This is a genomic window from Thiomicrorhabdus aquaedulcis, from assembly GCF_004001325.1.
GTDB classification, from domain to species: domain Bacteria; phylum Pseudomonadota; class Gammaproteobacteria; order Thiomicrospirales; family Thiomicrospiraceae; genus Thiomicrorhabdus; species Thiomicrorhabdus aquaedulcis.
In genome coordinates, this window is the sequence record NZ_AP018722.1 from 1,399,899 (window position 1) to 1,421,230 (window position 21,332).

Sequence of the window (21,332 nt, forward strand, 5' to 3'; positions counted from 1 at the left end):
TCTATTTGCGTTTGTTATGAGGTTTAAAACCGCTGGTATTTTTTTCACTTAAATCGTGAACGGGGCGTTTTTTACCAATTAAAGCCCGTTGCGCCGAGCGTGAGTTTTTAAGCGGATTACGCGTTTGGCTAACCACTTTTACTCGCAAATCGGGACGAACCTCTTCGGGCAAACTAACGACTGTTAACAGTTGATTGATTTGTTTCCAACCCAAGCTTTCGGTTTTGCCTTTGCGTAAACCACGCGGCAGTTGAAATTCGCCGTAACGTACACGGTGCAAACGACTGACCTGCACGCCTTGCGACTCCCAGATACGGCGCACTTCACGGTTACGCCCTTCCGATATCACCACTCTAAACCAGTTGTTCATCGACTCGTCTTCAGCCACTTTCATGCGGCTGATTTTGTCAAAACGCGCCGGACCATCGTCCAACATCACGCCACTTTTAAGCAGTTTTATTAAATCGTCCGATACTTCACCAAACACGCGCACCGTATATTCACGTTCAATTTCAAACGACGGGTGCATTAGGCGGTTGGCCAACTCGCCGTTGTTGGTCAAAATAAGCAAACCGCTGGTGTTCACATCCAAACGCCCAATGCTTATCCAGCGACCATTGTGAATGCGTGGCAGTTGTTCAAAAATAGTGTCACGGCCTTTTTCATCGCTGCGCGTGCATAAACGGCCTTCGGGTTTGTTGTACAACAACACTTCGGTGGGTTGTATTTCAAGACGGCTCTCTTTAACCGGCAAATCACGCACTTTAAGCTTGTCCATTTCGGTTGCACGGTCGCCTAATTTTGCGGTTCTGCCGTTGATTTTAACCAAACCTTCAGCAATTAAAGCCTCCACCGCGCGACGTGAGCCAAAGCCGGCGCGCGCCAAGATTTTTTGTAGTTTTTCACCTTGTGGTTGTTCCATTCATTTCTCTTTTACTGTGTTTGATTAGCGGTGTCATGGCGATGCAATGACAATTTTATTATGCTGTTTTTTATTATGCTGTTTTTTATTATGCTGTTTTATCGCGCTGTTTTTATAAAGCTTTTTGTGGACGGCGTTTAAGCGCTGGCTTACAAACCCACCAACTGAACAATAACGGTTTTAAGGGCGTTAAACGGCCCCATCAAAATAGGGCTAAGCAGACCAAGCACCATTAAACCAATCAGCAAAATAAAGCCCATGGGTGCAAAGCGATTGTATTGCCAGGCCAGTTTTGCGGGCAAAAATGCCGACACAACTCGACTGCCGTCTAAAGGCGGAATGGGCAGTAAATTCAACACCAATAAAATAAGGTTAATGCTAATGCCGGCAAATCCGCTGTAAATTAAAAACTGAGCCACGTCGGGCGATTGCGCCTGCACAATCAAGCCCACTTTAGCAACCAGTGCCCATAATACCGCCATGATTAAATTAGAGGCCGGTCCAGCCATGGCTACCCACGCCATGTCTTTGGCGGGGTGTTTAAAGTTTCGGGTGTCTACCGGTACGGGCTTGGCCCAACCAAAGACAAATCCGCCCAGCACCAACAACGCAATAGGCACCACCACGGTGCCAATCGGGTCAATGTGTTTTAACGGATTTAACGTTAAACGTCCCAGCATGCGGGCGGTTTGATCGCCCAGTTTTGAGGCCATCCAACCATGCGCCGCTTCGTGCACGGTAATGGCAAATATAACCGGCAGCGCCCAAACGGCAATTTTTTGGATGAGGGTTAGCTCCATCATTCCAAAAACACCCCTTGGCCTTGGCGCACCAACACCGGTTCGTCTTCGGTAAAGTCAATAATGGTGGTGGGTTCAAACCCGCTGTAACCGCCGTCCAATACCGCATCTAAGGTATGGCATAACGCTTCACGAATGCTCCAACCGTCGGTCATAGGATGGTCCTCTCCCGGCAAAATCAGCGTGGCGGTGATGAGCGGCTTGTCAAAATAGGCCAATAACGCGTTGGTCACCACATTGGGGGTTACCCGTAGTCCAATGGTTTTGCGTTTAGGGGTTTGCAAGCGTTTAGGAACTTCTTTACTGGCAGGCAAAATAAAGGTGTAGGCGCCTGGCAAGTGCATTTTTAAGTACCTAAACTGCACATTGCCCACTTTAGCGTATTCGGACACATTGCTTAAATCACGACACATTAGGGTAAGTTCGTGTTTGTCGTCCAGCCGCCTAATGTCACGGATTTTATCCGCACCGGTTTTGCTGTCCAGCAAACACCCCAAAGCATAACCCGACTCGGTGGGGTATGCGATTAACCCACCTTTATTTAAAATATCAACCACTTGCTCAAGCAAACGCGGCTGCGGATTTTCGGGATGAACATTTATGTAAATACACTCTTTTGCCACGCTAACGACCTTTTAAACAATTTAAGCAAAAATTAACTGGTGTATTATACAGTGTTTTAAAGCTGTATTTTAAGGTGTTAAAACAACTCCCACACCGGTTTAACTTGCTCGGGCATAGCGGCCAACCACCCTAGGCCACGCCAAGTGTGTTCTGGACGATGAAAATCCGACCCCATTGAGCCGTATAAGCCGTGCCTAACCGCCCGTTCGGCCATGCGGCTAATATTGGCATTAAACTGCGATTGATTGACCACCTCGATGGCTTGTCCTCCGGCTTGTTTAAAGTCGGTAATGAGTTTATTGAGTTTGTTATTGGTAAATTTATAAGTATCGGGGTGGGCAATCACCGCAACACCACCGGCGGCTACAATCCATTGCACCACATCGTTTAAAGGCGGCCATTCACTGGCAACGTAACCAATCCGACCTTTTTTTAAATAGCGATCAAACGCTTGTTGCGCGTTATTGACCAAGCCCTCTTCAATCAGCAGTTGGGCAAAATGACCTCGACCCACTACGCCATCGCCCACTAAAACGTCTATTTTTTCGCGTAAGTTAACCACGTTAAAATTATAACGTGCGTCTAGATTGGTAATCATCTGTAACGCTCTGTGCCAACGCAGCTCGCGGGTGCGTGCTAGTCCGTGTTGCAATTGAGCGTGCGCCACATCAAAATTTAACCCTACAATATGAATGGTATGACCTTGCCAATCGCAGGAAGCTTCAACCCCACTAATAAGCTTAACGCCCGCTTGCTCGGCCGCCGTTTGCGCCGTACTAAAACCCGCCGTAGTGTCGTGATCGGTAATCGCTAAGGTATCTACTTGATATTGCACAGCTAAATCAATAATTTGCTGCGGGCTAAGTGCACCGTCCGATGCGGTGGTGTGACAATGAAAATCAACTTTCATGGTTTCTTGCTTTTAATCCCGTCTAAACCCATATAGAATTCGATAACTTAACACAAATTGAAGACCATAAGAAATCCCATGAAATTATTATTTGATCTGTTTCCCGTTGTTCTGTTTTTTATTGCCTACAAACTCTACGACATTTACACCGCCACCGCGGTGATTATTGTGGCCTCAATTGCCCAAGTAGCCTATGTGTACTTTAAGCATAAACGAGTCGAAAAAATACACGTGATTACTTTATTGCTTATTTTAGTACTAGGGGGATTAACCCTTATTTTGCAAGACGAAGACTTTATTAAATGGAAACCCACCATCGTCAACTGGGGCTTTGCGTTGGTGTTTTTAGGCAGCCATTACATTGGCCAAAAATCGATTATTCAGCGCATGATGGATCAAGCATTAAGCCTAGACCCACCTATTTGGATTAAATTAAGCTGGATGTGGATTGCGTTTTTTATCTTCTCAGGCGTCGTTAACTTATACGTGGCGTTTAACTTTGACACCGACACCTGGGTAAACTTTAAACTGTTTGGTTTAATGGGTATGACATTGGTGTTTATTGTTTTGCAAGGGCTTTACATTAGTCGTTACATTAAAGAGAGCAAAACGGACGAAGAAACCACCGAAGCGGCCCCTGACGTGGCGCTTGAAAACGAAACCGACAAATCGACCAGCAAGCCAGCGGTTGATTCGGTTAAATTTTAACTCAATATTTAAGAGAACCACCATGCTCTATTCTATTTTTGCTTATGACGTTGCCAACAGTTTGCCTTTGCGCGTTGAGGTACGCCCGGCGCACGTGGCGCGTTTAAAAGTGTTAAACGACGCCAACCGCTTAATATTGGCTGGCCCCAATCCAGCGATTGACAGCCCAGAACCGGGTGAAGCCGGTTTTACAGGCAGTTTAATTGTCGCCGACTTTCACTCGCTTGAGGAAGCTCAAAATTGGGCCGCGCAAGACCCTTATGTGTTGGCTGGGGTGTATGAGCGCGTGGACGTAAAACCGTTTAAAAAAGTGTTACCGGCTTAAAGGCACCTTAATAAAGACGTAAAAACCAAAGGAAATTGTATGACCAATGTTGCCTATCTTATTCCCAAAAGACTGCAAAAACTGCAATTAGAACACGCCGATCCGCTGGAGTTGCTGGACATTGAATTTGTCCACATTCCCCTACTGGGCTGGACAGCGGCCGGTCAGCCCATTCAAATGGAAATGGACTACGATACCGTGGCGGTGCCGAGTTCGATGGTTAAAAAGAGACCTTTGCGTTGCGCGTAAAAGGTCATTCGATGGTGGATGAAAATATTCACGACGGCGATATTGTTATTATTGAGCGCCGTTCGTCGGCCGAAAACGGTGAATCGGTGGTGGTGCGCATAAACAACGAAGAAGTCACCATGAAAAAACTCTACATTGAAAAAGGCGGCGTGCGTTTACAGCCTGCCAACGCCAACATGGAACCGATTTTTTTAAAAAACCAAGACATTGAAATTTTAGGCATTGTTACCGGTATTTTAAGACAGCCTTAAATCATTACACTGAGCAAAAAAATGACCTTACTCAATACGCCTTGTAGTTTGAACGCCACCCTGCAGTTGTTTATTACCGGCGGCACGCTCGACAAAGAGTACGATGCGTTAAGCGGTGAACTCATTTTTTCCAGCACTGTTGTGCCCGACCTGCTTAAAGAGGCCAACTGCACGCTTGCAAGTGATGTGCAAGTGCTCATGCAAAAAGACAGTTTGCACATGACCGATGAAGACCGTGCCATTATCTGCCAGGCCTGCTTAAACGCTTCTGCTCAGCACATTGTGATTACCCACGGCACCGACACCATGGTGCAAACCGCGTTGGCGTTATTGACCGCTTTTGCAGCAGACGACTTGCAAAAAACCATTGTGCTTACCGGTGCCATGCGACCTTTTCAATTGGGGCGCTCTGATGCCTCGTTTAACCTAGGCAGTGCGCTCATGGCCGCGCAAACCGCCCCATTTGGCGTGTATATTGTTATGAACGGTCGACTCTTTAACGCGCAAAGTGTGCAAAAAAACCGTGCATTGGGTGTGTTTGAACCGCTGTAACCTTTAGCGAGCTTTAATTTTTAACGTTCTTAAACACGCTTTACACTCCTTAACCTCTTTATTAAAGATTACCCATCATGCACATACTTTTGGCCTACTTTGGGGTCATTGCGATTTGGACTACCACACCGCTGGCCATTCAATGGAGCGGGCAAGTGGATTGGTTTTTTGGCATTGCCATTCGCTTAGGGCTAAGCGCCCTGCTGATTTTACCCTTAGCATTTTGGTTGAGTGGTCGTCCCATGTCGTTTGGCTGGCCGGCGTTAAAAGTCTATGGCGCAGCTTCGATTGGCTTATTGGGTGGCATGACGCCGGTTTATTGGGCCGCGCAAACCATGCCATCGGGCTGGATTGCCTTAATTTGGGGCATGACCCCCATTGCCACCGGAATTTTAATTTTCTTTTTACTAGGCCAAGAACGCTTAACCCTTAACAAATGGTTAGGCATTTTAGTCAGCGTGCTGGGGCTCGTCGTGTTGTTTGCGCCCAATTTGCACAGCGAACACGCGGCCTTGCAAATTACCGGTTTATTGGTGGCTTTGGTGGGGGTGTTTTTTCACTCATTAAGCACGGTACTGGTTAAAAAATCGCAACACGATTTACCCCCCTTGCACGTGGTCACTGGCGCATTATGGATCACCACATTGGTGTTTTTAGTGGTACAACCCAGTGCGTTCTTTAACTGGAGTTTACTGCCAACCTTGCCGCTTAAAACCAGCTTGGCCATTGGCTATTTGGTGGTGATTGGCTCGGTACTGGGCTTTGTGCTTTACTATTATGTGCTTAAACACATGGACGCATTACGCCTGGGAATGATTCCCATGATTACCCCATTGTTTGCGATTTTACTGGGGTACTTTGCCAATCAAGAGCAATTAAACCTGAGTATTTTACTGGGAGCAGGCCTGGTGATATTAGGATTGGGGTTGTTTGAGCTTAACACCTTGTACCGCTATTATCAGCGTCATAAGGCAAAGACCTTATGAAACTTAAAACCATAAAAAAATAACATAAAAAAAGCCGGTCTTAAAAGCCGGCTTTTTTGCTTTACATTAACAATCATTAAAAGTGGTAGTTTGCCCCTACGCTAAAACCTTTAACGTCGGTGTTAGAGTCTTGGTACAAATTAACATAGTCTAAATTTAAGCTAACATTGCTTTGCGTATAAGCTCTTACGCCTACACCCCACGACAATGAACTGTCAGATTCTGAATTTGAGCCCAATTTAGTCGAGACTTGCGCCAAGCCTAACTTACCCGTCACTTCAAACATATTAGAAACCGGATAAAAACCCGTCGCGTACAAGCCATAGAAATCTTGAATCTCGGCTTTGACATTCATGCTGTTCACTCTTTGTGAGTCCTTGTCAACGCCATATCCCAACACACCTTCTACTCCAAAATTTGGAGTAATTTTAGTGCCTAACTTCATCGTCATTGCGGGGGTATCAAATTCGCCAATACCATCGTCTTGATCTAGTTTAAAGAAATCATAACTTACGCCCACGTATGGACGCTCTGATGCAAATACAACACCACTGTTTAAAAGTAATGTGCTGGTGACCGCCGCGATAGCCGTCATGGTGAGTGTCTTTTTCATGAAAAGGTCTCCTAGTTTAGGGGGTTAAAAGTCTTTATTTATGCTGTGACGTGTCACGGTTACCACTCAAGCGAGCGTAAATATTTAAAAATCTCTTTTGAGGCTTTGGCTGGCAATTCTTGTTCACGCTCTTTTTGCGCGTTACGAATCCATTGGCGCAACTGTTGACGGTCGGCTTGCGTATAAAGCTCTAAAAACTCGGCCAATACGCCATCGCCCTCTTCAATCATGCGATCGCGCCACTGTTCTAATTTATGAAAATGAGCGTTTTGCTGCTTTTTCTTAATATCAATTTCGGCCAATTTAGTTTTGATTTCAATAATCAAGTCTTCATCTTGACGCAAAGTGCGACCTATAAACAGTTTTTGGCGTTTTAATGCCGGCCCTCTGTCCATGGTTTTTACAAACAACAGCGCCTTAGTAATGTCTTCGGGCAGTTGCAAACGCTTAATTTCATTATCGGTTAAGGCCGCCAGTTCTTCGCCCATGTCGGTTACCGCTTGAGCGGCATCGCGCACTTGGGTACGACTTTTAAACTCTTCTTGCTCCCAATCGGGCACTTCTTTTTTGGCGGTTTTTCTGTTTACGTTACGTGATCTAACCATGGGTTTCTCCGATCATTGTTAACCATTCTTCTTCCGATAAAATGGGGATGCCTAGCGCATCGGCTTGAGCGCGCTTAGAACCGGCTTTTTCACCTGCAATCACATAATCTGTTTTTGCGGAGACACTGCCGGTGACTTTTGCGCCCAAGGCTTCTAATGTTTGTTTGGCGTCTTCTCGTGTGCCGTGCAATAAAGTGCCCGTTAAGACAACGTTTTTACCCGCAAAAGGCGAGTCATTATTCTGACCAGGCCTGGTCACTTCTACTATTTCTGGCCAATGTACGCCAGCGTTTAATAAACCGTTAATGACCTCTAAATTGTGCGGCTGGGCAAAAAAAGTTACCAAATGGTGCGCTACAATCTCACCCACGTCGGCAATTTGCACCAAGGTTTGCAGCGGTGCCTGCATTAACAGGTCTAACTTTTTAAAGTAATTGGCTAAATTTTTAGCGGTCACTTCACCCACTTCGGGAATGCCTAATGCATAAATAAAGCGCGGTAAAGTGGTCTTTTTGGCCGCATTGATGGCCGTAATAACCTTATGCGCCGATTTTTCAGCCATGCGTTCTAAGCCAATCAACTGCTCAAACGTTAACTTAAAAAGATCGTCTGGATGTTTAACCAGGCCTGCTGACTCTAATTGTTGTATGAGCTTATCGCCCAAGCCCTGAATGTCCATAGCTTTACGCGACACAAAATGCTCTAAAGCCCGTTTGCGCTGTGCGGGGCAAAACAGACCACCCGAACAGCGAAACACCGCTTTGTCATGCTCTTTTATCACCGCCGAACCGCACTCTGGGCAGTGCGTTGGCATCACAAAGGGGTGTGCTTCTGCACTGCGTTTAGACAAAACCGGCCCAACCACTTCGGGAATAACATCGCCGGCACGACGAACAATCACCCAGTCGCCAATGCGCACATCTTTGCGGGTAATTTCATCCAAATTATGCAATGTGGCGTTAGACACCACCACTCCGCCCACCGCCACGGGCTGTAACCGCGCCACGGGGGTGAGCGCACCTGTGCGACCCACTTGAATTTCGATGTCCAACAAGGGCGTCCACACTTCTTCGGCCGGAAACTTGCGTGCCACCGCCCAACGTGGTGCTTTGGCGGTAAAGCCTAAAATTGCATGATGCGCCAGCCAATCAACTTTATAAACAATGCCGTCTATTTCATAAGGCATGGTCGAGCGTTTGGCGTGTAGCGCGTCGTAATAGCGCTGCATACCCGCCGCGCCCTCCACCTGTTGAGCATCGGGATTGGTGGGCAGTCCCCAGGCTTTAAATTGTTGCATGAGCGCGGTGTAAGTGGCCGGCATGTTCCAATCGTCTGCATTGGTATCCAAGGCTTTACTGGTAATTTCACCGCTAATTTCTCCCCAGCCGTACAAGTACAAACTTAAGTGCCGTTGCGCGACAATTTTAGGGTCCAGTTGGCGCAATGTACCGGCGGCGGCATTGCGCGGATTGGCAAAAGGTTTTAAGCCTTTTTGCAGTTGCTGTTGATTAAGCTCGTTAAACGTCTGCTTAGACATAAACACTTCGCCCCGCACCTCAAGCACATCAGGCCAGCCTGTTCCCATTAACGCCAGCGGCACCGACTTTATAGTGCGAACATTGGTCGTGACCTCTTCACCCACCGAACCGTCACCGCGCGTAGCCGCTTGGGTTAATTGGCCATTTTGGTAGCGCAAGCTAATCGCCAATCCATCCATTTTGGGCTCGGCACTGTAGACAATTGTATCCGTGGTGTTAAGACGCTCTTGAATGCGTCGCTCAAAATCAAGCAAATCGGCTTGGCTAAACGCGTTGTCCAATGAAAACATGGGCACACGGTGGGTAACTGAGGCAAATTGCGCCAAAGGCTGCGCGCCAACCCGCTGTGTGGGCGAGTCGGCCGTAATAAGTTGTGGGTGCGTGCGCTCAAGGCTCGCCAGTTGTTGATACAGCTCGTCGTACTGTGCATCACTGATCTGCGGCGCGTCCATAACGTAGTACGCGTAATCATGCAAGGCAATGGTTTCGCGCAACTGCTTGGCGGCTTGAGTTAAATCGGGAATAGACTCGGTAATAGGCATCGCTTAGACTTTGAAAAGAGGCACAGAAAGAAAATACATTTTAAGACAAGGCGAGTGCATTACAACGGCGAGGACTCGTAAGCAATTGCCGCTTCACGCATGGCTTGCAAATCAGACTCTTTAATGAGCTGGCGCTCCATGTTATATAAACGACCGTTTAGACGCTGCGACACCTTTCGCCCCATCATAATTAAATCGTCCATCGCGCGCGGTGCCCGCACGGTGGTGGGCAATTCTAAAATCATCGCGATGCCTGGCGTGGTAAAGTGCGCCAAATTTTCGGTGGGAAACGTACCAGGCTCTAACAAATTGGCAATCCGAATAATCTCACCGCCCATGGTGTCGTTTTTAACGTAAATTAACTTGGGTGAAAAACTTAAACCTGCCCCTAACAACGCTTGATTCACATCCGGCATAGCAAAATCGGTTGCGCCACTGAGCACCAATAAAACATACACTTCATGGTTCTTTTTAACACCAGAAGAGACACCCGGTGAGCGACCTTCTTTGTCTTTTGGTATGCCAAACGATGGCTTTTCGGATTCGCAAACCGTTTGAACCGCGGCTGTGCCGTTTAAACCAGGATCGTCCACTACCAACACATAATGGTTGTTAGATGGATTAAGCGTCACGTTAGAATCAATCGCACTGGAGTGAAGGGTAGTTAGCGTTGGCGTGTGCTCAACCACTGTTTTTTGCTCTAAAAACTGCACGTTAACCGGGTTAAACTCAGCCGATGGCAGTTCAAACTCTTCCCCTAACGGCAAAGAGAGCTGATTGGGATTAATTTCAGGCAAGGCTTCAGGGCTAAGGTGCAAGCGCTCCTCGGTGGCTCGCGACAGCGGCATGTGCGGCTCACCCAACTGATTTAAGGCATTAGAAGCAAGTTGTTTTGATGCATGCGATGCTTGAACTGATTGTGGCGTGACATCATTAACCCCAGACGAATCAGGTGTTTTTTTAGACAATAAATCGATTAAACCTGAAAATGCACTACGTTTAATGGTTGGTTCAGCAGACGCATTACTAGGCTCTTCTGCAGTAGATTTGTTTAGAGAATTCACCGAGCCTGACGAAACGGCTGTTTTTGACGGCGAAGAAGACGCCGATTTTTGGCGACTTTTGCTTAAAAAATACAAACCAGCGATCACCACAATCGAAAATATGAGTAAGACTTGTTGTAACTCATTCATGCAAACCGGCTCCAAACACCAACAATTACAGATTCTCAATGAATCATTTTGACAAAAAATTTAATTTAAAATTGTACCTTTTATAACAGGCTAATTTGCAATAAATATGGGTTAAATTGCAGATAAAATAAACACTCGTTTAAATTAGTTGTAAAACCATTTACTTATAAAGCTCTTTTTAAAGCATTTTTACGGTCACTTTTAGCCATTTTTGAGCACAAGATTAAGCAAAATACTGAGATACCTATGCCAACCACTCAAACACATCGTGCAAATCAACTGTCCACTGAAACGCAAAACGCAACAAAAAACCTAATATTGGGCATTGATGTTGGCACTTCGGGTCTACGCGCCTGCTTGGTGCAACGCAGGCCTGGGCAAACACCCGATTCTCTAGCAGATGCTGCGGTAGGATTTTTAAACGTTCATAAAGACTTGCGCAGCTCAACGTGCGTACAATCGTCACCACAAAGTTGGTTAGACGCCTTAACATTACTGCTCGATGATTCCGTTATAAAACCATACCTAAGCCAAGTGGCGCATATTGTAGTGGACGCGACCTCTTCGACCGTGTTGTTGTGTTCTCAAGACGGCCAGCCGCGCACAGCCGCGCTTATGTATAACGACCAGCAAGCGCAGGTTCAAAGCGAACAGCTGGCGCGTTTAACAGACTCATTAGGGGTGAGCACAGCCGCACAAGGCGCGTCTAGCACCTTGGCGAAAGTACGCTTTTTACAAAAAGGCGTTAATGCATCAGCGCAAGAACTTTTTATATGCCATCAAATTGATTATGTTAACCATTATTTGGCTGATTTTGATTGGATAACCGATGAAAACAACGCGTTAAAATTAGGCTACGACTCGGTACAAGGGGCATGGCCTGGGTGGGTAAGTGACTATTTGAGTCCATTAAACGCATTAAATCAACCCAATACTAACACCTTGCCACGGCTTACGCTGCCAAAAGTGGTTGCACCAGGCACCGCCTTGGCACATTTAAAACCCTGCATAGCGCAGCGTTTTGGCCTTAATCCACACGCCACGTTGTACGCGGGAACCACCGACAGCATCGCGGGGTTTTTGGCGGCGGGTGCATCGCAGCCGGGCGATGCGGTAACCTCTTTAGGTTCAACGCTGGCGTTAAAAATGCTGTCGCCCCAACCCATTTTTAACGCGCAATACGGCATTTACAGCCACAGACTTAAAGACCAATGGCTGGTGGGCGGTGCGTCTAACAGTGGGGGCGCGGTGTTATTGGCGTATTTTTCTTTAACAGACATAAACGATTTAATGCGCATGTTTTATCAACTCAATGGCGCACAACAAGACGCTTTATTGAACACAGCCGCGGCAACCAATTATTACCCTTTAACCAGGCCTGGTGAACGTTTTCCGATTGCAAGTTCAAGGTTTAGCCCTAAAATGCCCCCACCGGTTCACGCTGTCCATAACGATTTGGATAAACTGGCGTACTTTATGGCCATGGTGCAAGGCTTGGTGAATGTTGAAAACACTGGCTATCAAACCCTACACGCATTGGGCGCACCCCGGGTAAAACGACTGTACGCGGTGGGTGGCGGTCTTAAAAATCCGCTGTGGGTGCGTTTACGCCAAAACATCTGGCCGACCCAGCTTAATCCCGCCTTAAGCGCCGATGCCGCCTTTGGCGTAACGCAATTAATTTCACTGTAAAATCAATGTAAAAGGAACAACCATGACCAACACATTAACCGTAAATCAACTCATAGAGCAGTTAAATAAAACACCTATTGACTTTAACTTAGTAATTCAAGCCATTGAAAATAATTACGAATTTATCCCAACCGAGTTTAAAAATGGCACCACTGTTAATGCCGCTAACACCAACAATGGCTCGTGCAAAATCTTTGCTTTTGGTCTATTAAACCGCCTAAGCCCCCAGGCCACCTTGCACGCCTTTGGTGACTTTTACACTCAAGATGTGCTGTTGCACCCCAATAACACCGACCATCAAAACATTCGCACGTTTATGCAGCTAGGATGGTCGGGTATTGAATTTATGAGTGCTGCGCTTACCCCAAAAGTCTTTAATAAAGCCTTAATTTAAACCGCTAAAACGTAAAAAACCATTTAACCAGGCCTGGTTAAATGGTTTTTAATGCTTTTTTTAATGCTTTTTTAATGCTTAATGAGACCTTTGCTTTTATTACGCTGCAAAAATTTTATGCACCAGCGCCAAGTCTAAAAACATTGCATCACCCAACGTGTTGGTATCGAGTGTGCCGCCTAATACGGTAAAACCGCTTTTAGCGTCGCCCATTTGATCCAAAATTAACTCCGCACCGGTAAAATCGTCGTCTTTGGTGTATTCATTAATCGTAATAATGGTTTTTAAATTTGAACCTGCTGACGATTTATATCCGTTAATCGAGTCTTCAAACGCAATGGCGTCTGCGGCGGTTAGGTTCATTTTTTCTAACGCCCAAAGATAAATATCCGGCGCAGGCTTTTTGGCCGGGACGACGTCACCCGCGGCAATCACTTCAAACCAGCTTTCAGAATCGGCACCTAAAGTGTTTTGCAATAACGCTGTCACGTTTTCAGGCGTGGTGGTGGTAACCACGGCCATGCGCATGCCCGCTTGGCGTGCTTGGTTAATTAAGTTTTCAACGCCGGTGCGCAATGGAATCTTACCTTGTGCCATCAGTTCGGTGTAAAAGTCGGTTTTAGACGCGTGCAAACTTTTTACAAATTCGTCAAAATTATCGGGCTTAACAAACTCGGTGTTAAATTTTTCTAAGTAAAAACGAATACGCTCTTTACCACCGGTTACCGCCAACAGTTCGCCATACAGCGCTTCGTCCCACACCCAATCCAATCCCGCTTTGGCAAACGCCATATTAAACGCCGGACGGTGACCATCGCGCTCGGTATCGGCCAACGTGCCGTCCACATCAAATAACAGTGCTTGTAAGGTTGCCATAGTAATTTACTCTCTTGGTTTATAAGTTTGCTGGCATTTTGCTGGATAGTTTAGGTATTTTCAAGACTAATTGTTTTTTAACTCAAAATTGATTTAGCGTAACTTAGTCATTCGATATAGTTTTTATGTATGGATGAACAAGTAAAATATCACAAAAAAATCTTGTTGGAGTCTCTTAAAACTGATATAAAACACCGCATTAAAATTATGGTACTCGCCAGCTGGTTGCTTAACGACCGTTTAATCCAATAATCAAGAGTACCTAGGAGCGAGAAAATGGAAAACAACATCGACTTTATTGAAAACTTCCCAGCTTACCAAACTAAGCCAGGCGAAGAGTACATGAGCCCCGGAATGCTTGAACATTTTAAGGCTAAATTATTGGCATGGAAGACACAACTTTTAGCCGAAGCCAACAGCACAGTGTCGCATTTAAAAACTGAATCCAATACACCTGCCGATCCCAACGACCGCGCCTCGCAAGAAGAAGAGTTTGCCCTTGAGCTACGCACTCGCGACCGTGAGCGTAAATTAATTGCCAAAATTGATAAGTCGTTGCGTGACATTGAGTCGGGGCAATACGGCTACTGCAAAATCAGTGGCGACGAAATTGGTTTACCGCGCATGGAAGCTCGTCCTACCGCCGACATGACCGTTGAAATGAAGCGTAAACAAGAAATTCGTGAAAAACAAGGCGTGGCGTAAGGCCTACTTAGCTTTATTAGTTTTAGTTTAAGCGTTAAATTAAATCTTAAAATTTAATGTACGTCTGCAAATTTACGCCTAACTGCGGGCGTAAATTTGACCGCTCTGCCATGCAATATGGGGCTTAATTTTATTGAACTCAAATCAACCTGCGTCTTTGTTTGAGTTTTCTGAACTCGTTAATGCTCTGTGCAATCCGCTGACTTACCCGCACCCTGTTGAAGTCATTACCACCATTGAAACGCATATTTCGATTGTGTTTTTAACCGGTGACTTTGCCTACAAACTTAAAAAACCGGTCAACTTTGGCTTTCTGGACTTTAGCACCTTGGCCAATCGCCAACACTATTGCCAACTCGAACTCACCTTAAATCGCCGTTTTGCGCCGCAACTGTATTTGGCTGTGGTACCCATCTATTTTGATTGCCCAAACTTCTCGGTGCAAACTCCGCTTAACTCCACCGCCCAACCCGTTGATTTTTTAGTCAAAATGACTCAGTTTGACCCTAACCTTGTATTGGGACGCTTGTTAAACCAGCGTATATTCAGCCCCAGTGAGCGCGACAACTTGGCCAATCAAGTGGCGCAAGCAATCAGTCAGTTTCACCTTTTAGCATCGCACGTTGAGCCAACCAGCTTTTTAGGCGAACCCAACACCCTGTTACAACCGATGTTAGATAATTTTGCAGTATTGCAAAGCACCTTTAGCGCGCCCACGCACCAGGCCTGGTTAAACGATTTATTGGACTGGACGCACAGCCAATTTAATGCCTTACGCCTCTTATTGGTGGTCAGAAAACAACAGGGATTTGTGCGCGCTTGCCACGGCGACTTGCATTTGGACAACATTGCGCTGGTTGACGAACAACCGGTGCTGTTTGATGGCATTGAGTTTAGCGAACCGTTTCGCTGGATTGATGTGATGAGCGATTTGGCATTTTTATTAATTGATTTGGATTTTCGCGGTCAATTTGCGCTGCAACGGCAAATTTTAAGCCGTTATTTAACGCTCACCAACGACACCGAGGGCTTAGCGGTACTGCGGTTTTATAAAGTCTATCGAGCGTTAGTGCGCGCTAAAATTACTACCTTGCGCGCCCAGCAACTGGCACACGATCCTTTAGTGCAAAACAATTTACGACAAGACAATTTACAAGAGCAAGCCTGTTTGCAAAACGCCGCGCGCTATATTGAACAGGCCTGGTCATACACTCAACCATCACCAACTCTCAAACTTATATTATTGCAAGGGGTTTCTGGGTCGGGCAAAAGCTTTTTAACGCAAGCCTTACTGCAACACATCGATGCCATATCGCTCAGTTCGGATCTTGAGCGCAAACACCTGTTTGGCATCAATGCCTTAGATCGGGTTAAACCCGCGCAAAAAAGCCAGCTGTATTCGCCCCAAATGAATCAACAAACCTACGCCACGTTGTTAAGCAAAGCGCAAAGCATGCTCAGCCAAGGCTGTAACGTGTTGATTGACGCGACGTTTTTAAAACGCGCGCATCGCCAACCGTTTTACGACTTGGCCAATCGTTTGCAGTTAAACGCGTATGTACTGTATTTACAAACCCCAAGCGCCTTGGCACAACAGGCCATTACCGAACGATTACACGCCAACAACAATCCGTCGGATGCCGATGTCTCGGTAATGCTAAATCAACTGCACGTTTTAGAACCCCCGCAACCCGATGAGCCGGCACTTAGTTTGCACGCGGTCGAATTGCGCCAAGAGATTCCCATTAAACGCATTCAAGATTTTTTACAATCGGTCGATAAGTAGACTAATATTAAAAAACTTACACAAAGTGACTGTATGAACTCCAGCGTGTTTAACTTTTACAATAAAACCGTTTTACCAGGCCTGGTGATGTTGTGCTTGGTAATGCTCAATTCTGCAAACTTATACGCTCAAGACGCTCAACCAGACGCGCCGCCGGTAAAAGTGAGTGAGGTTAAAGTTTTGGGGTTAAGTTTGCTCAGCGCCAATAAAAAAGACGTCAGCAAACACCTAAACGATTTGGGCGGATTTACCCAAGAGCGCAGTACACAGGGGCACAATAACATCAGTCGGTTTTTTCCAATTTCTAATCAACGCGACAGTTATGACTTTACGTTTCGTTTTAATACCGCCGGCAGCATTACCTCGGTCAAACGTCTGTATCGACCTTATTCACTGCAGCACAGTAATCAGCGCACGCCGCTGCAAACCAAAGACATTGCCCTTAGCTTTATCACCCAAATTGGCCAACCCAGTTTTATTAATCGTAAAGGCAATGGCGGGCCAAACACCTATTTAAGCTACGTTTGGCAAGACGACCAACTTAAAATTACCGTTGACAGAGAAGGTTCTGAAAAACACGGTGATGTGTTTGTTGAATATCAGGTAAAAGGCAACGACCCGTTCTTGCTGGCTAAAAAATAAGGCTTTAAACGTCTTTGTCTAATTGCGCCACAAAGTGTTCAATTTCTAACCAGGCCTGGTCAATGTGCGCAAAGGCATGATGGCCTCCGGCATAACACTTCACCTTAAAACGATTGGTTGGTAAGGCTTGATAACGGCTCAAAGCGTGCGGCACATCAATCACTTCATCGGCTTCATCCACCAACAACAACGCATTAATCGTTGGGTTTAAATGCGCCACATCATAGTGTTGCAACGCCTCACAATAGTCTGTATCTATGCAAAACGCCTCACCGGTAACGGGATTAACATGCGAGCCGGCTTCGGCCGCTAAAATGGGCACGGGTGCCAATGCCGGGTTAATCATGATATAAGGCAAATGGTATTTTTGCCCTAAAAATTGCGCGTAAAACCCACCCATAGAACTGCCCATTAACAATACCAACTCGTGCTTATTCAATAGGGGCAGCAAAATCGCCTCAATGGCTTGTACGCTGTGCTGTGGGCTAACAATGGGATAGGTTGGCGTAATAACCTGGGTTATGCGATGTTTGTTGGGCAAATGCGTGCTTTTATCACACTGTGGATGACGAGCTTGACTGGCCACAATATGCGAAAACCATTGACCTTTAACGCTTTGGCCACTGCTTAAAAAGCCGTGTAGATAGATGCATGTGAAACCACTCATTCTGCTAAAATCCTTGCATGATTAAAATTCCCAAAATTATTGAACGCCCCACTTCTCAAGCTGTCTATTTGGCGGCCTTGCAATTAAATTTAACCCCATTGCAAGCCACCTTGGTGGCTAAACGTCTGAGTGAAACCGATTCAATAGAACAGATTGTTTTTCCTAAATTAAAGCATATTCAACACCCCAGCACTCTAAAAAACTCGCTGGCCGCCGCGCACATTATCAGCGACGCCATTGCCGCCAACGGCTTGATTGTTTTGGCCACCGATTACGACACCGACGGCGTAACATCAGCCTGGGTCGCCATGACGGCACTGGTACACTATTTTAACGTGCCAGCCCACAAAGTCGTGCACATTATTGGCGAGCGCAAGGCCGGTTACGGCATTACCGACGAAGTGTGCGATCGTATTTTAGCGCTCAATCAACCGGTGTCTTTAGTGATTTCGGCTGACCAAGGTTCCAGTGACGAGCCGCGAATTGCCCGCTTAAAAGCCGCCGGCATTGCTGTGTGCGTAACCGATCACCATCAAATGCCCATAGACGGCGCTCCCCAAAGTGCTGTCTGCACCGTCAACCCACAACAAGCCGGTTGCGATTACGATAAAACCGTCGCGGGCTGTTTTGTCATTTTTTTGGTCATGACCCAAGTGCGTCAGGTATTAATCGAACGCGGTCTGTTGGCCGCCGACTCCCCTAGCTTAAAAGCCTTAGCCCTTAACGTCGCTTTAGGCACGATTGCCGACAGCGTGAGCTTAAAAAGCCCTAATAATCGGGCCATTGTGCAGTCGGGTTTGCAATTTATTAATCAGTTTACGGTGCCGGCTTGGCAAGCGGTCAAACAACTTAACGACAATCAGGGCGAGCCGTTTAATGCCGAGTTTTTAGCGTTTCAGGTGGCCACACGCATTAACGCGGCCAGTCGAGTCAGTGATGTGACCACGGCATTTAATTTTTTAAACGCCGCGCATCTCAGTGAGGCACAACGCCATTTACAACAATTAGACGACGACAATCAAGACCGCCGTCATCAACAACAAGCCATGTTAGCGCAAGCACAAGACCTGGCGCAGGCGCTTTATCACAATCAAAAATACAGTTTGGCGCTTAAACTGCAAGGCAATGCGGGGATTCAAGGCATTATTGCCACACGAATAGGCGAGGCGTATGGCTTACCGTGCGTGGCCATGACCGATTTAAAAGACGGTTATTTAGCAGGCAGCGGCCGTGGCATTGTTAAACACATCGATTTGCGTCACGCTTTTCAGTGGATGGCCGATCAAGAACCCGGTCTGTTTAAATCGATGGGCGGTCACGCAGGTGCGGCAGGTTGCATGATTAAGCTTGAACACTACGACATCTTTAGCGCCCTATTTGAACAGGCCATTAAGTTGCAAATTGGCGACCAACCGCCCGTGCCGATTATCGAAACCGACGGACAACTGAGCGAGGCGCAATTAACCCCCAATCTTATCAACGAGCTGGCGCAATTAGAACCTTATGGACGCGAATGGCCGCAACCGTTGTTTAATGGTGAATTTGAGATTGTCGAAGTAAAAGCGGTCGGTCAAACGCAAACGCATCTGTCGTTTAAACTTAAACAGGCCTCGGGAAAATGGATTCAAGCCATCTACTTTAACGCCAAACAAAGCGCGCAAGACCCCATTGAGTTTACCCCAGGTGAGCGCATACGCTGTGTCTATCAAGCCAGCTTAAACCGTTACAACGGCCGGGTATCTTTGCAACTTAGACTGCAATGGGCGGCGGCTATGTAGCCAAGGCCATAACTCTCTTGACACGCGCCCAAAAAAACTAAAAAAGACTTGTAATGGTCTAATAATCCGACCGGCTGCTAGGGCTATTAAAATTTGCGTTATGCGCGGCTTTAACTTTGTACATAGATTGGTCAGCCAACCTAATCAGTTGCTCAGCATGTTCCGCATCTTGCGGATAAAACGTCGCGCCAATACTGGCAGAAATGTTTAATGCCAAGTCATTTACGACTATCTCCGAAGCGACGGCGCGCATAATGTCTGCCTGAACGGTTTCCAATGCTAAAGGCTCTTTAACGCCCTTAACCACGGCTAAAAACTCATCGCCCGACAAACGTCCAACCGAGTTAGTTTCGCCCAAAACCTGCGAAAGACGAAGTGCCACTTGCTTGAGCACTTGGTCTCCCACTAAATGACCATGGGTATCATTAATCAACTTAAAGCCATTTAAATCAATAAATAAAATGGCCAAACTCCATTGATATTGCTTGGCCTCGGCCATCGCTTCTTGCAAAAGACTTAAAATCAACACTCGGTTTGGCAGTCCCGTTAAATCATCATAATGCGCGGCTTTATAGAGCTTTTCTTGCATTACTTTTTCTTGCGTAATGTCTCTGGCCATGCATATCACACGTCTTGAACCGCTTTTTCCGGTTGCAAACGGCATATTCGCCCATTGACAAATCAAACGCTCACCATCTTTGCGTTGATTGTGACTTTCCAAATACACCATTTTATTTTGTACCAAGGCCTGATGCACCCGATCACGCACAACGACTTCTTCGTCTTGAGCCATGATAAGATTAAAAACCGTTTGTCCTAGCGCCTCTTGAGCACTGTATTGAAAGGTATTCTGCGCTTCAGTATTCCAATGATAAATTTTGCCCTGCTCATCAACTTCCATCAGGCTCACGGGGGCATTCATAAACAAAGCTTCAAACTGCTGCTGTCTAAGATTGGCTAAATAATACTGACGATAAAAAATAAGAGCCAATAATCCAACTAAAAATAACGCACCAAAAGCATAATAAAACTGCTGTTTTAAGCGTTGATAAGCCATGTCTTTAGTCTGATAAAACAGACCTTCAATTTCAAAATTTTCTGGCAGCAAACCCAGTTGATAATAAACATGCGCGATATGTTGCCAACGCCCAGGATTCATATAACCGGGCTCCACCAAACTCGGAATCATCAGCTTGCGTATCTGGTCGGCTTCAAACAGCAAATGGGCTCGGCTTTTACGTGTGGAGTACTTTGAAAAAATCAAATCAACCATTTCATCAGGGTGCTGCATGGCATAACGCCATCCCGCCAACGATGCTTGGCGAAACGCCTCTACTCGTTCGGGATGGAATTGCACCATCGACTGAGTGGTGACTAAGTTATCGCCATAAAAATCTATGCCCGCCATAATGGGACGAAAAAGCTGCACATCAGCACCTTGGCTGGCAAACTCAAAAGGCTCATCAGCAGTATAGATCGACATTGACTTAACCTTGCCTTCAATCAAATTCCGTGTTTCATGCTGATGCTCCACCCATTGTAAACGCTCAATATCCACCCCTTCCGTCTTCAAATAAGCCAATAATTCCAAAGAATTCGGCTCAAGCATGATGGGCTTACTGGCCAATTGATGAATATTAGAAATTCCCGACGATTTTAGCACCGCGAAGGCTAAGGGCGAATGTTGCATAATGGCAGCCAACACCACAACAGGATCACCTTGATAATAATTCAACAAAACCTCACTGGTGCCAACGCCAAAATCAGCCTTACCAGATAACACAGTTTTGATAATATCCTGCCCAAAACTCGCCTCGATCAGCGACACATCCAAGCCTGCTTGTCGATAATATCCCTTCTCAATGGCTGCATAATAACCCGCAAATTGAAACTGGTGCTGCCACTTAAGCTGCAACTTAACAGGCGTTAATTCGGTGGACGACGCCAAAGCCAAGCTATGACCAATCAAGCAAA

Annotated in this window: 23 protein-coding genes; 12 read left to right on the forward strand and 11 right to left on the reverse strand. The window is 46.2% G+C overall.

The features are described from left to right. Position 1: 1 nt before the first annotated feature. From rluB to EP181_RS06405, 4 genes are all read right to left on the reverse strand, one after another. Positions 2 to 922, reverse strand: coding sequence for a 23S rRNA pseudouridine(2605) synthase RluB (gene rluB / locus EP181_RS06390; RefSeq protein ID WP_127470908.1), 921 nt, complete (start codon positions 920 to 922; stop codon positions 2 to 4). A gap of 149 nt (positions 923 to 1,071) precedes the next feature. Continuing rightward, the gene (locus EP181_RS06395) at positions 1,072 to 1,725 is read right to left on the reverse strand and encodes a site-2 protease family protein (RefSeq protein ID WP_127470909.1); all 654 of its coding nucleotides are present in this window, start codon (positions 1,723 to 1,725) and stop codon (positions 1,072 to 1,074) included. After that, positions 1,722 to 2,345, reverse strand: coding sequence for an L-threonylcarbamoyladenylate synthase (locus EP181_RS06400; RefSeq protein WP_127470910.1), 624 nt, complete (start codon positions 2,343 to 2,345; stop codon positions 1,722 to 1,724). Before EP181_RS06400 ends, EP181_RS06395 begins: the two co-directional genes overlap by 4 nt. Before the next feature lie 77 nt (positions 2,346 to 2,422). Beyond that, the gene (locus EP181_RS06405) at positions 2,423 to 3,256 is read right to left on the reverse strand and encodes a PHP domain-containing protein (protein ID WP_127470911.1); all 834 of its coding nucleotides are present in this window, start codon (positions 3,254 to 3,256) and stop codon (positions 2,423 to 2,425) included. A 78-nt stretch (positions 3,257 to 3,334) separates the two neighbouring features. Here EP181_RS06405 and EP181_RS06410 point away from each other — a divergent pair, with 78 nt between their 5' ends. The 6 genes from EP181_RS06410 (at position 3,335) to EP181_RS06430 (ending at position 6,327) form a co-directional block, all read left to right on the forward strand. Next, positions 3,335 to 3,964, forward strand: coding sequence for a septation protein A (locus EP181_RS06410; protein WP_127470912.1), 630 nt, complete (start codon positions 3,335 to 3,337; stop codon positions 3,962 to 3,964). A 22-nt stretch (positions 3,965 to 3,986) separates the two neighbouring features. Beyond that, positions 3,987 to 4,289, forward strand: coding sequence for a YciI family protein (locus tag EP181_RS06415; protein ID WP_127470913.1), 303 nt, complete (start codon positions 3,987 to 3,989; stop codon positions 4,287 to 4,289). 39 nt (positions 4,290 to 4,328) lie between these two features. Next, positions 4,329 to 4,538 carry a LexA family transcriptional regulator gene (locus EP181_RS12410; RefSeq protein ID WP_232023356.1) on the forward strand — a complete coding sequence of 70 codons (210 nt, stop codon included), beginning with the start codon at positions 4,329 to 4,331 and terminating at the stop codon, positions 4,536 to 4,538. Between the two features lie 11 nt (positions 4,539 to 4,549). Then, complete coding sequence (locus EP181_RS12415) at positions 4,550 to 4,789, forward strand: LexA family protein (protein WP_232023357.1); 240 nt, start codon at positions 4,550 to 4,552, stop codon at positions 4,787 to 4,789. A gap of 21 nt (positions 4,790 to 4,810) precedes the next feature. Continuing rightward, the gene (locus EP181_RS06425; RefSeq protein ID WP_127470914.1) at positions 4,811 to 5,341 is read left to right on the forward strand and encodes an asparaginase domain-containing protein; all 531 of its coding nucleotides are present in this window, start codon (positions 4,811 to 4,813) and stop codon (positions 5,339 to 5,341) included. Positions 5,342 to 5,418: 77 nt separating this feature from the next. Further along, positions 5,419 to 6,327 (forward strand): DMT family transporter, encoded by a 909-nt coding sequence (locus EP181_RS06430; RefSeq protein ID WP_172959712.1) that lies wholly within the window; start codon positions 5,419 to 5,421, stop codon positions 6,325 to 6,327. Between the two features lie 76 nt (positions 6,328 to 6,403). Here EP181_RS06430 and EP181_RS06435 read toward each other — a convergent pair whose 3' ends face one another. The 4 genes from EP181_RS06435 to EP181_RS06450 are packed head-to-tail and all read right to left on the reverse strand — an operon-like array spanning position 6,404 to position 10,818. Beyond that, entirely contained in the window at positions 6,404 to 6,940 is a 537-nt protein-coding gene (locus EP181_RS06435; RefSeq protein WP_127470916.1) for an outer membrane beta-barrel protein, read from the reverse strand. Positions 6,941 to 6,999: 59 nt separating this feature from the next. Then, positions 7,000 to 7,545 carry a ribosome biogenesis factor YjgA gene (yjgA, locus tag EP181_RS06440; RefSeq protein ID WP_127470917.1) on the reverse strand — a complete coding sequence of 182 codons (546 nt, stop codon included), beginning with the start codon at positions 7,543 to 7,545 and terminating at the stop codon, positions 7,000 to 7,002. Continuing rightward, on the reverse strand, positions 7,538 to 9,625 hold the full coding sequence (gene ligA, locus EP181_RS06445; protein WP_127470918.1) for an NAD-dependent DNA ligase LigA: 2,088 nt from the start codon (positions 9,623 to 9,625) through the stop codon (positions 7,538 to 7,540). Before ligA ends, yjgA begins: the two co-directional genes overlap by 8 nt. A 59-nt stretch (positions 9,626 to 9,684) precedes the next feature. Continuing rightward, positions 9,685 to 10,818 (reverse strand): cell division protein ZipA C-terminal FtsZ-binding domain-containing protein, encoded by a 1,134-nt coding sequence (locus EP181_RS06450; RefSeq protein ID WP_127470919.1) that lies wholly within the window; start codon positions 10,816 to 10,818, stop codon positions 9,685 to 9,687. Between the two features lie 246 nt (positions 10,819 to 11,064). Here EP181_RS06450 and EP181_RS06455 point away from each other — a divergent pair, with 246 nt between their 5' ends. Then, positions 11,065 to 12,510, forward strand: coding sequence for an FGGY-family carbohydrate kinase (locus tag EP181_RS06455; protein ID WP_127470920.1), 1,446 nt, complete (start codon positions 11,065 to 11,067; stop codon positions 12,508 to 12,510). Positions 12,511 to 12,532: 22 nt separating this feature from the next. Continuing rightward, positions 12,533 to 12,904: a HopJ type III effector protein gene (locus EP181_RS06460; protein ID WP_127470921.1), complete on the forward strand. Its 372-nt coding sequence runs from the start codon at positions 12,533 to 12,535 to the stop codon at positions 12,902 to 12,904. A 99-nt stretch (positions 12,905 to 13,003) separates the two neighbouring features. Here the strand turns inward: EP181_RS06460 and EP181_RS06465 are convergent, their stop codons facing one another. Continuing rightward, positions 13,004 to 13,780 carry an HAD family hydrolase gene (locus EP181_RS06465; RefSeq protein ID WP_127470922.1) on the reverse strand — a complete coding sequence of 259 codons (777 nt, stop codon included), beginning with the start codon at positions 13,778 to 13,780 and terminating at the stop codon, positions 13,004 to 13,006. 276 nt (positions 13,781 to 14,056) lie between these two features. Between EP181_RS06465 and dksA the strand changes: the two genes are divergently transcribed. The 3 genes from dksA (at position 14,057) to EP181_RS06480 (ending at position 16,913) form a co-directional block, all read left to right on the forward strand. Then, positions 14,057 to 14,485 (forward strand): RNA polymerase-binding protein DksA, encoded by a 429-nt coding sequence (gene dksA, locus EP181_RS06470; protein ID WP_127470923.1) that lies wholly within the window; start codon positions 14,057 to 14,059, stop codon positions 14,483 to 14,485. A 133-nt stretch (positions 14,486 to 14,618) separates the two neighbouring features. Beyond that, positions 14,619 to 16,271, forward strand: coding sequence for a bifunctional aminoglycoside phosphotransferase/ATP-binding protein (locus EP181_RS06475; RefSeq protein ID WP_127470924.1), 1,653 nt, complete (start codon positions 14,619 to 14,621; stop codon positions 16,269 to 16,271). A 33-nt stretch (positions 16,272 to 16,304) separates the two neighbouring features. After that, entirely contained in the window at positions 16,305 to 16,913 is a 609-nt protein-coding gene (locus EP181_RS06480) for a hypothetical protein (protein WP_127470925.1), read from the forward strand. 4 nt (positions 16,914 to 16,917) lie between these two features. On the opposite strand, the gene EP181_RS06485 is transcribed toward EP181_RS06480, so the two are convergent. Next, positions 16,918 to 17,580, reverse strand: a complete 663-nt coding sequence (locus tag EP181_RS06485; protein ID WP_127470926.1) for a YqiA/YcfP family alpha/beta fold hydrolase — start codon at positions 17,578 to 17,580, stop codon at positions 16,918 to 16,920. A 17-nt stretch (positions 17,581 to 17,597) separates the two neighbouring features. Between EP181_RS06485 and EP181_RS06490 the strand changes: the two genes are divergently transcribed. Beyond that, positions 17,598 to 19,358, forward strand: coding sequence for a single-stranded-DNA-specific exonuclease RecJ (locus EP181_RS06490; protein WP_127470927.1), 1,761 nt, complete (start codon positions 17,598 to 17,600; stop codon positions 19,356 to 19,358). Between the two features lie 58 nt (positions 19,359 to 19,416). On the opposite strand, the gene EP181_RS06495 is transcribed toward EP181_RS06490, so the two are convergent. Further along, a complete protein-coding gene (locus tag EP181_RS06495) occupies positions 19,417 to 21,327 on the reverse strand; it encodes an ABC transporter substrate-binding protein (RefSeq protein ID WP_194073977.1) in 1,911 nt (636 codons plus the stop codon). Between the last annotated feature and the right edge of the window lie 5 nt (positions 21,328 to 21,332).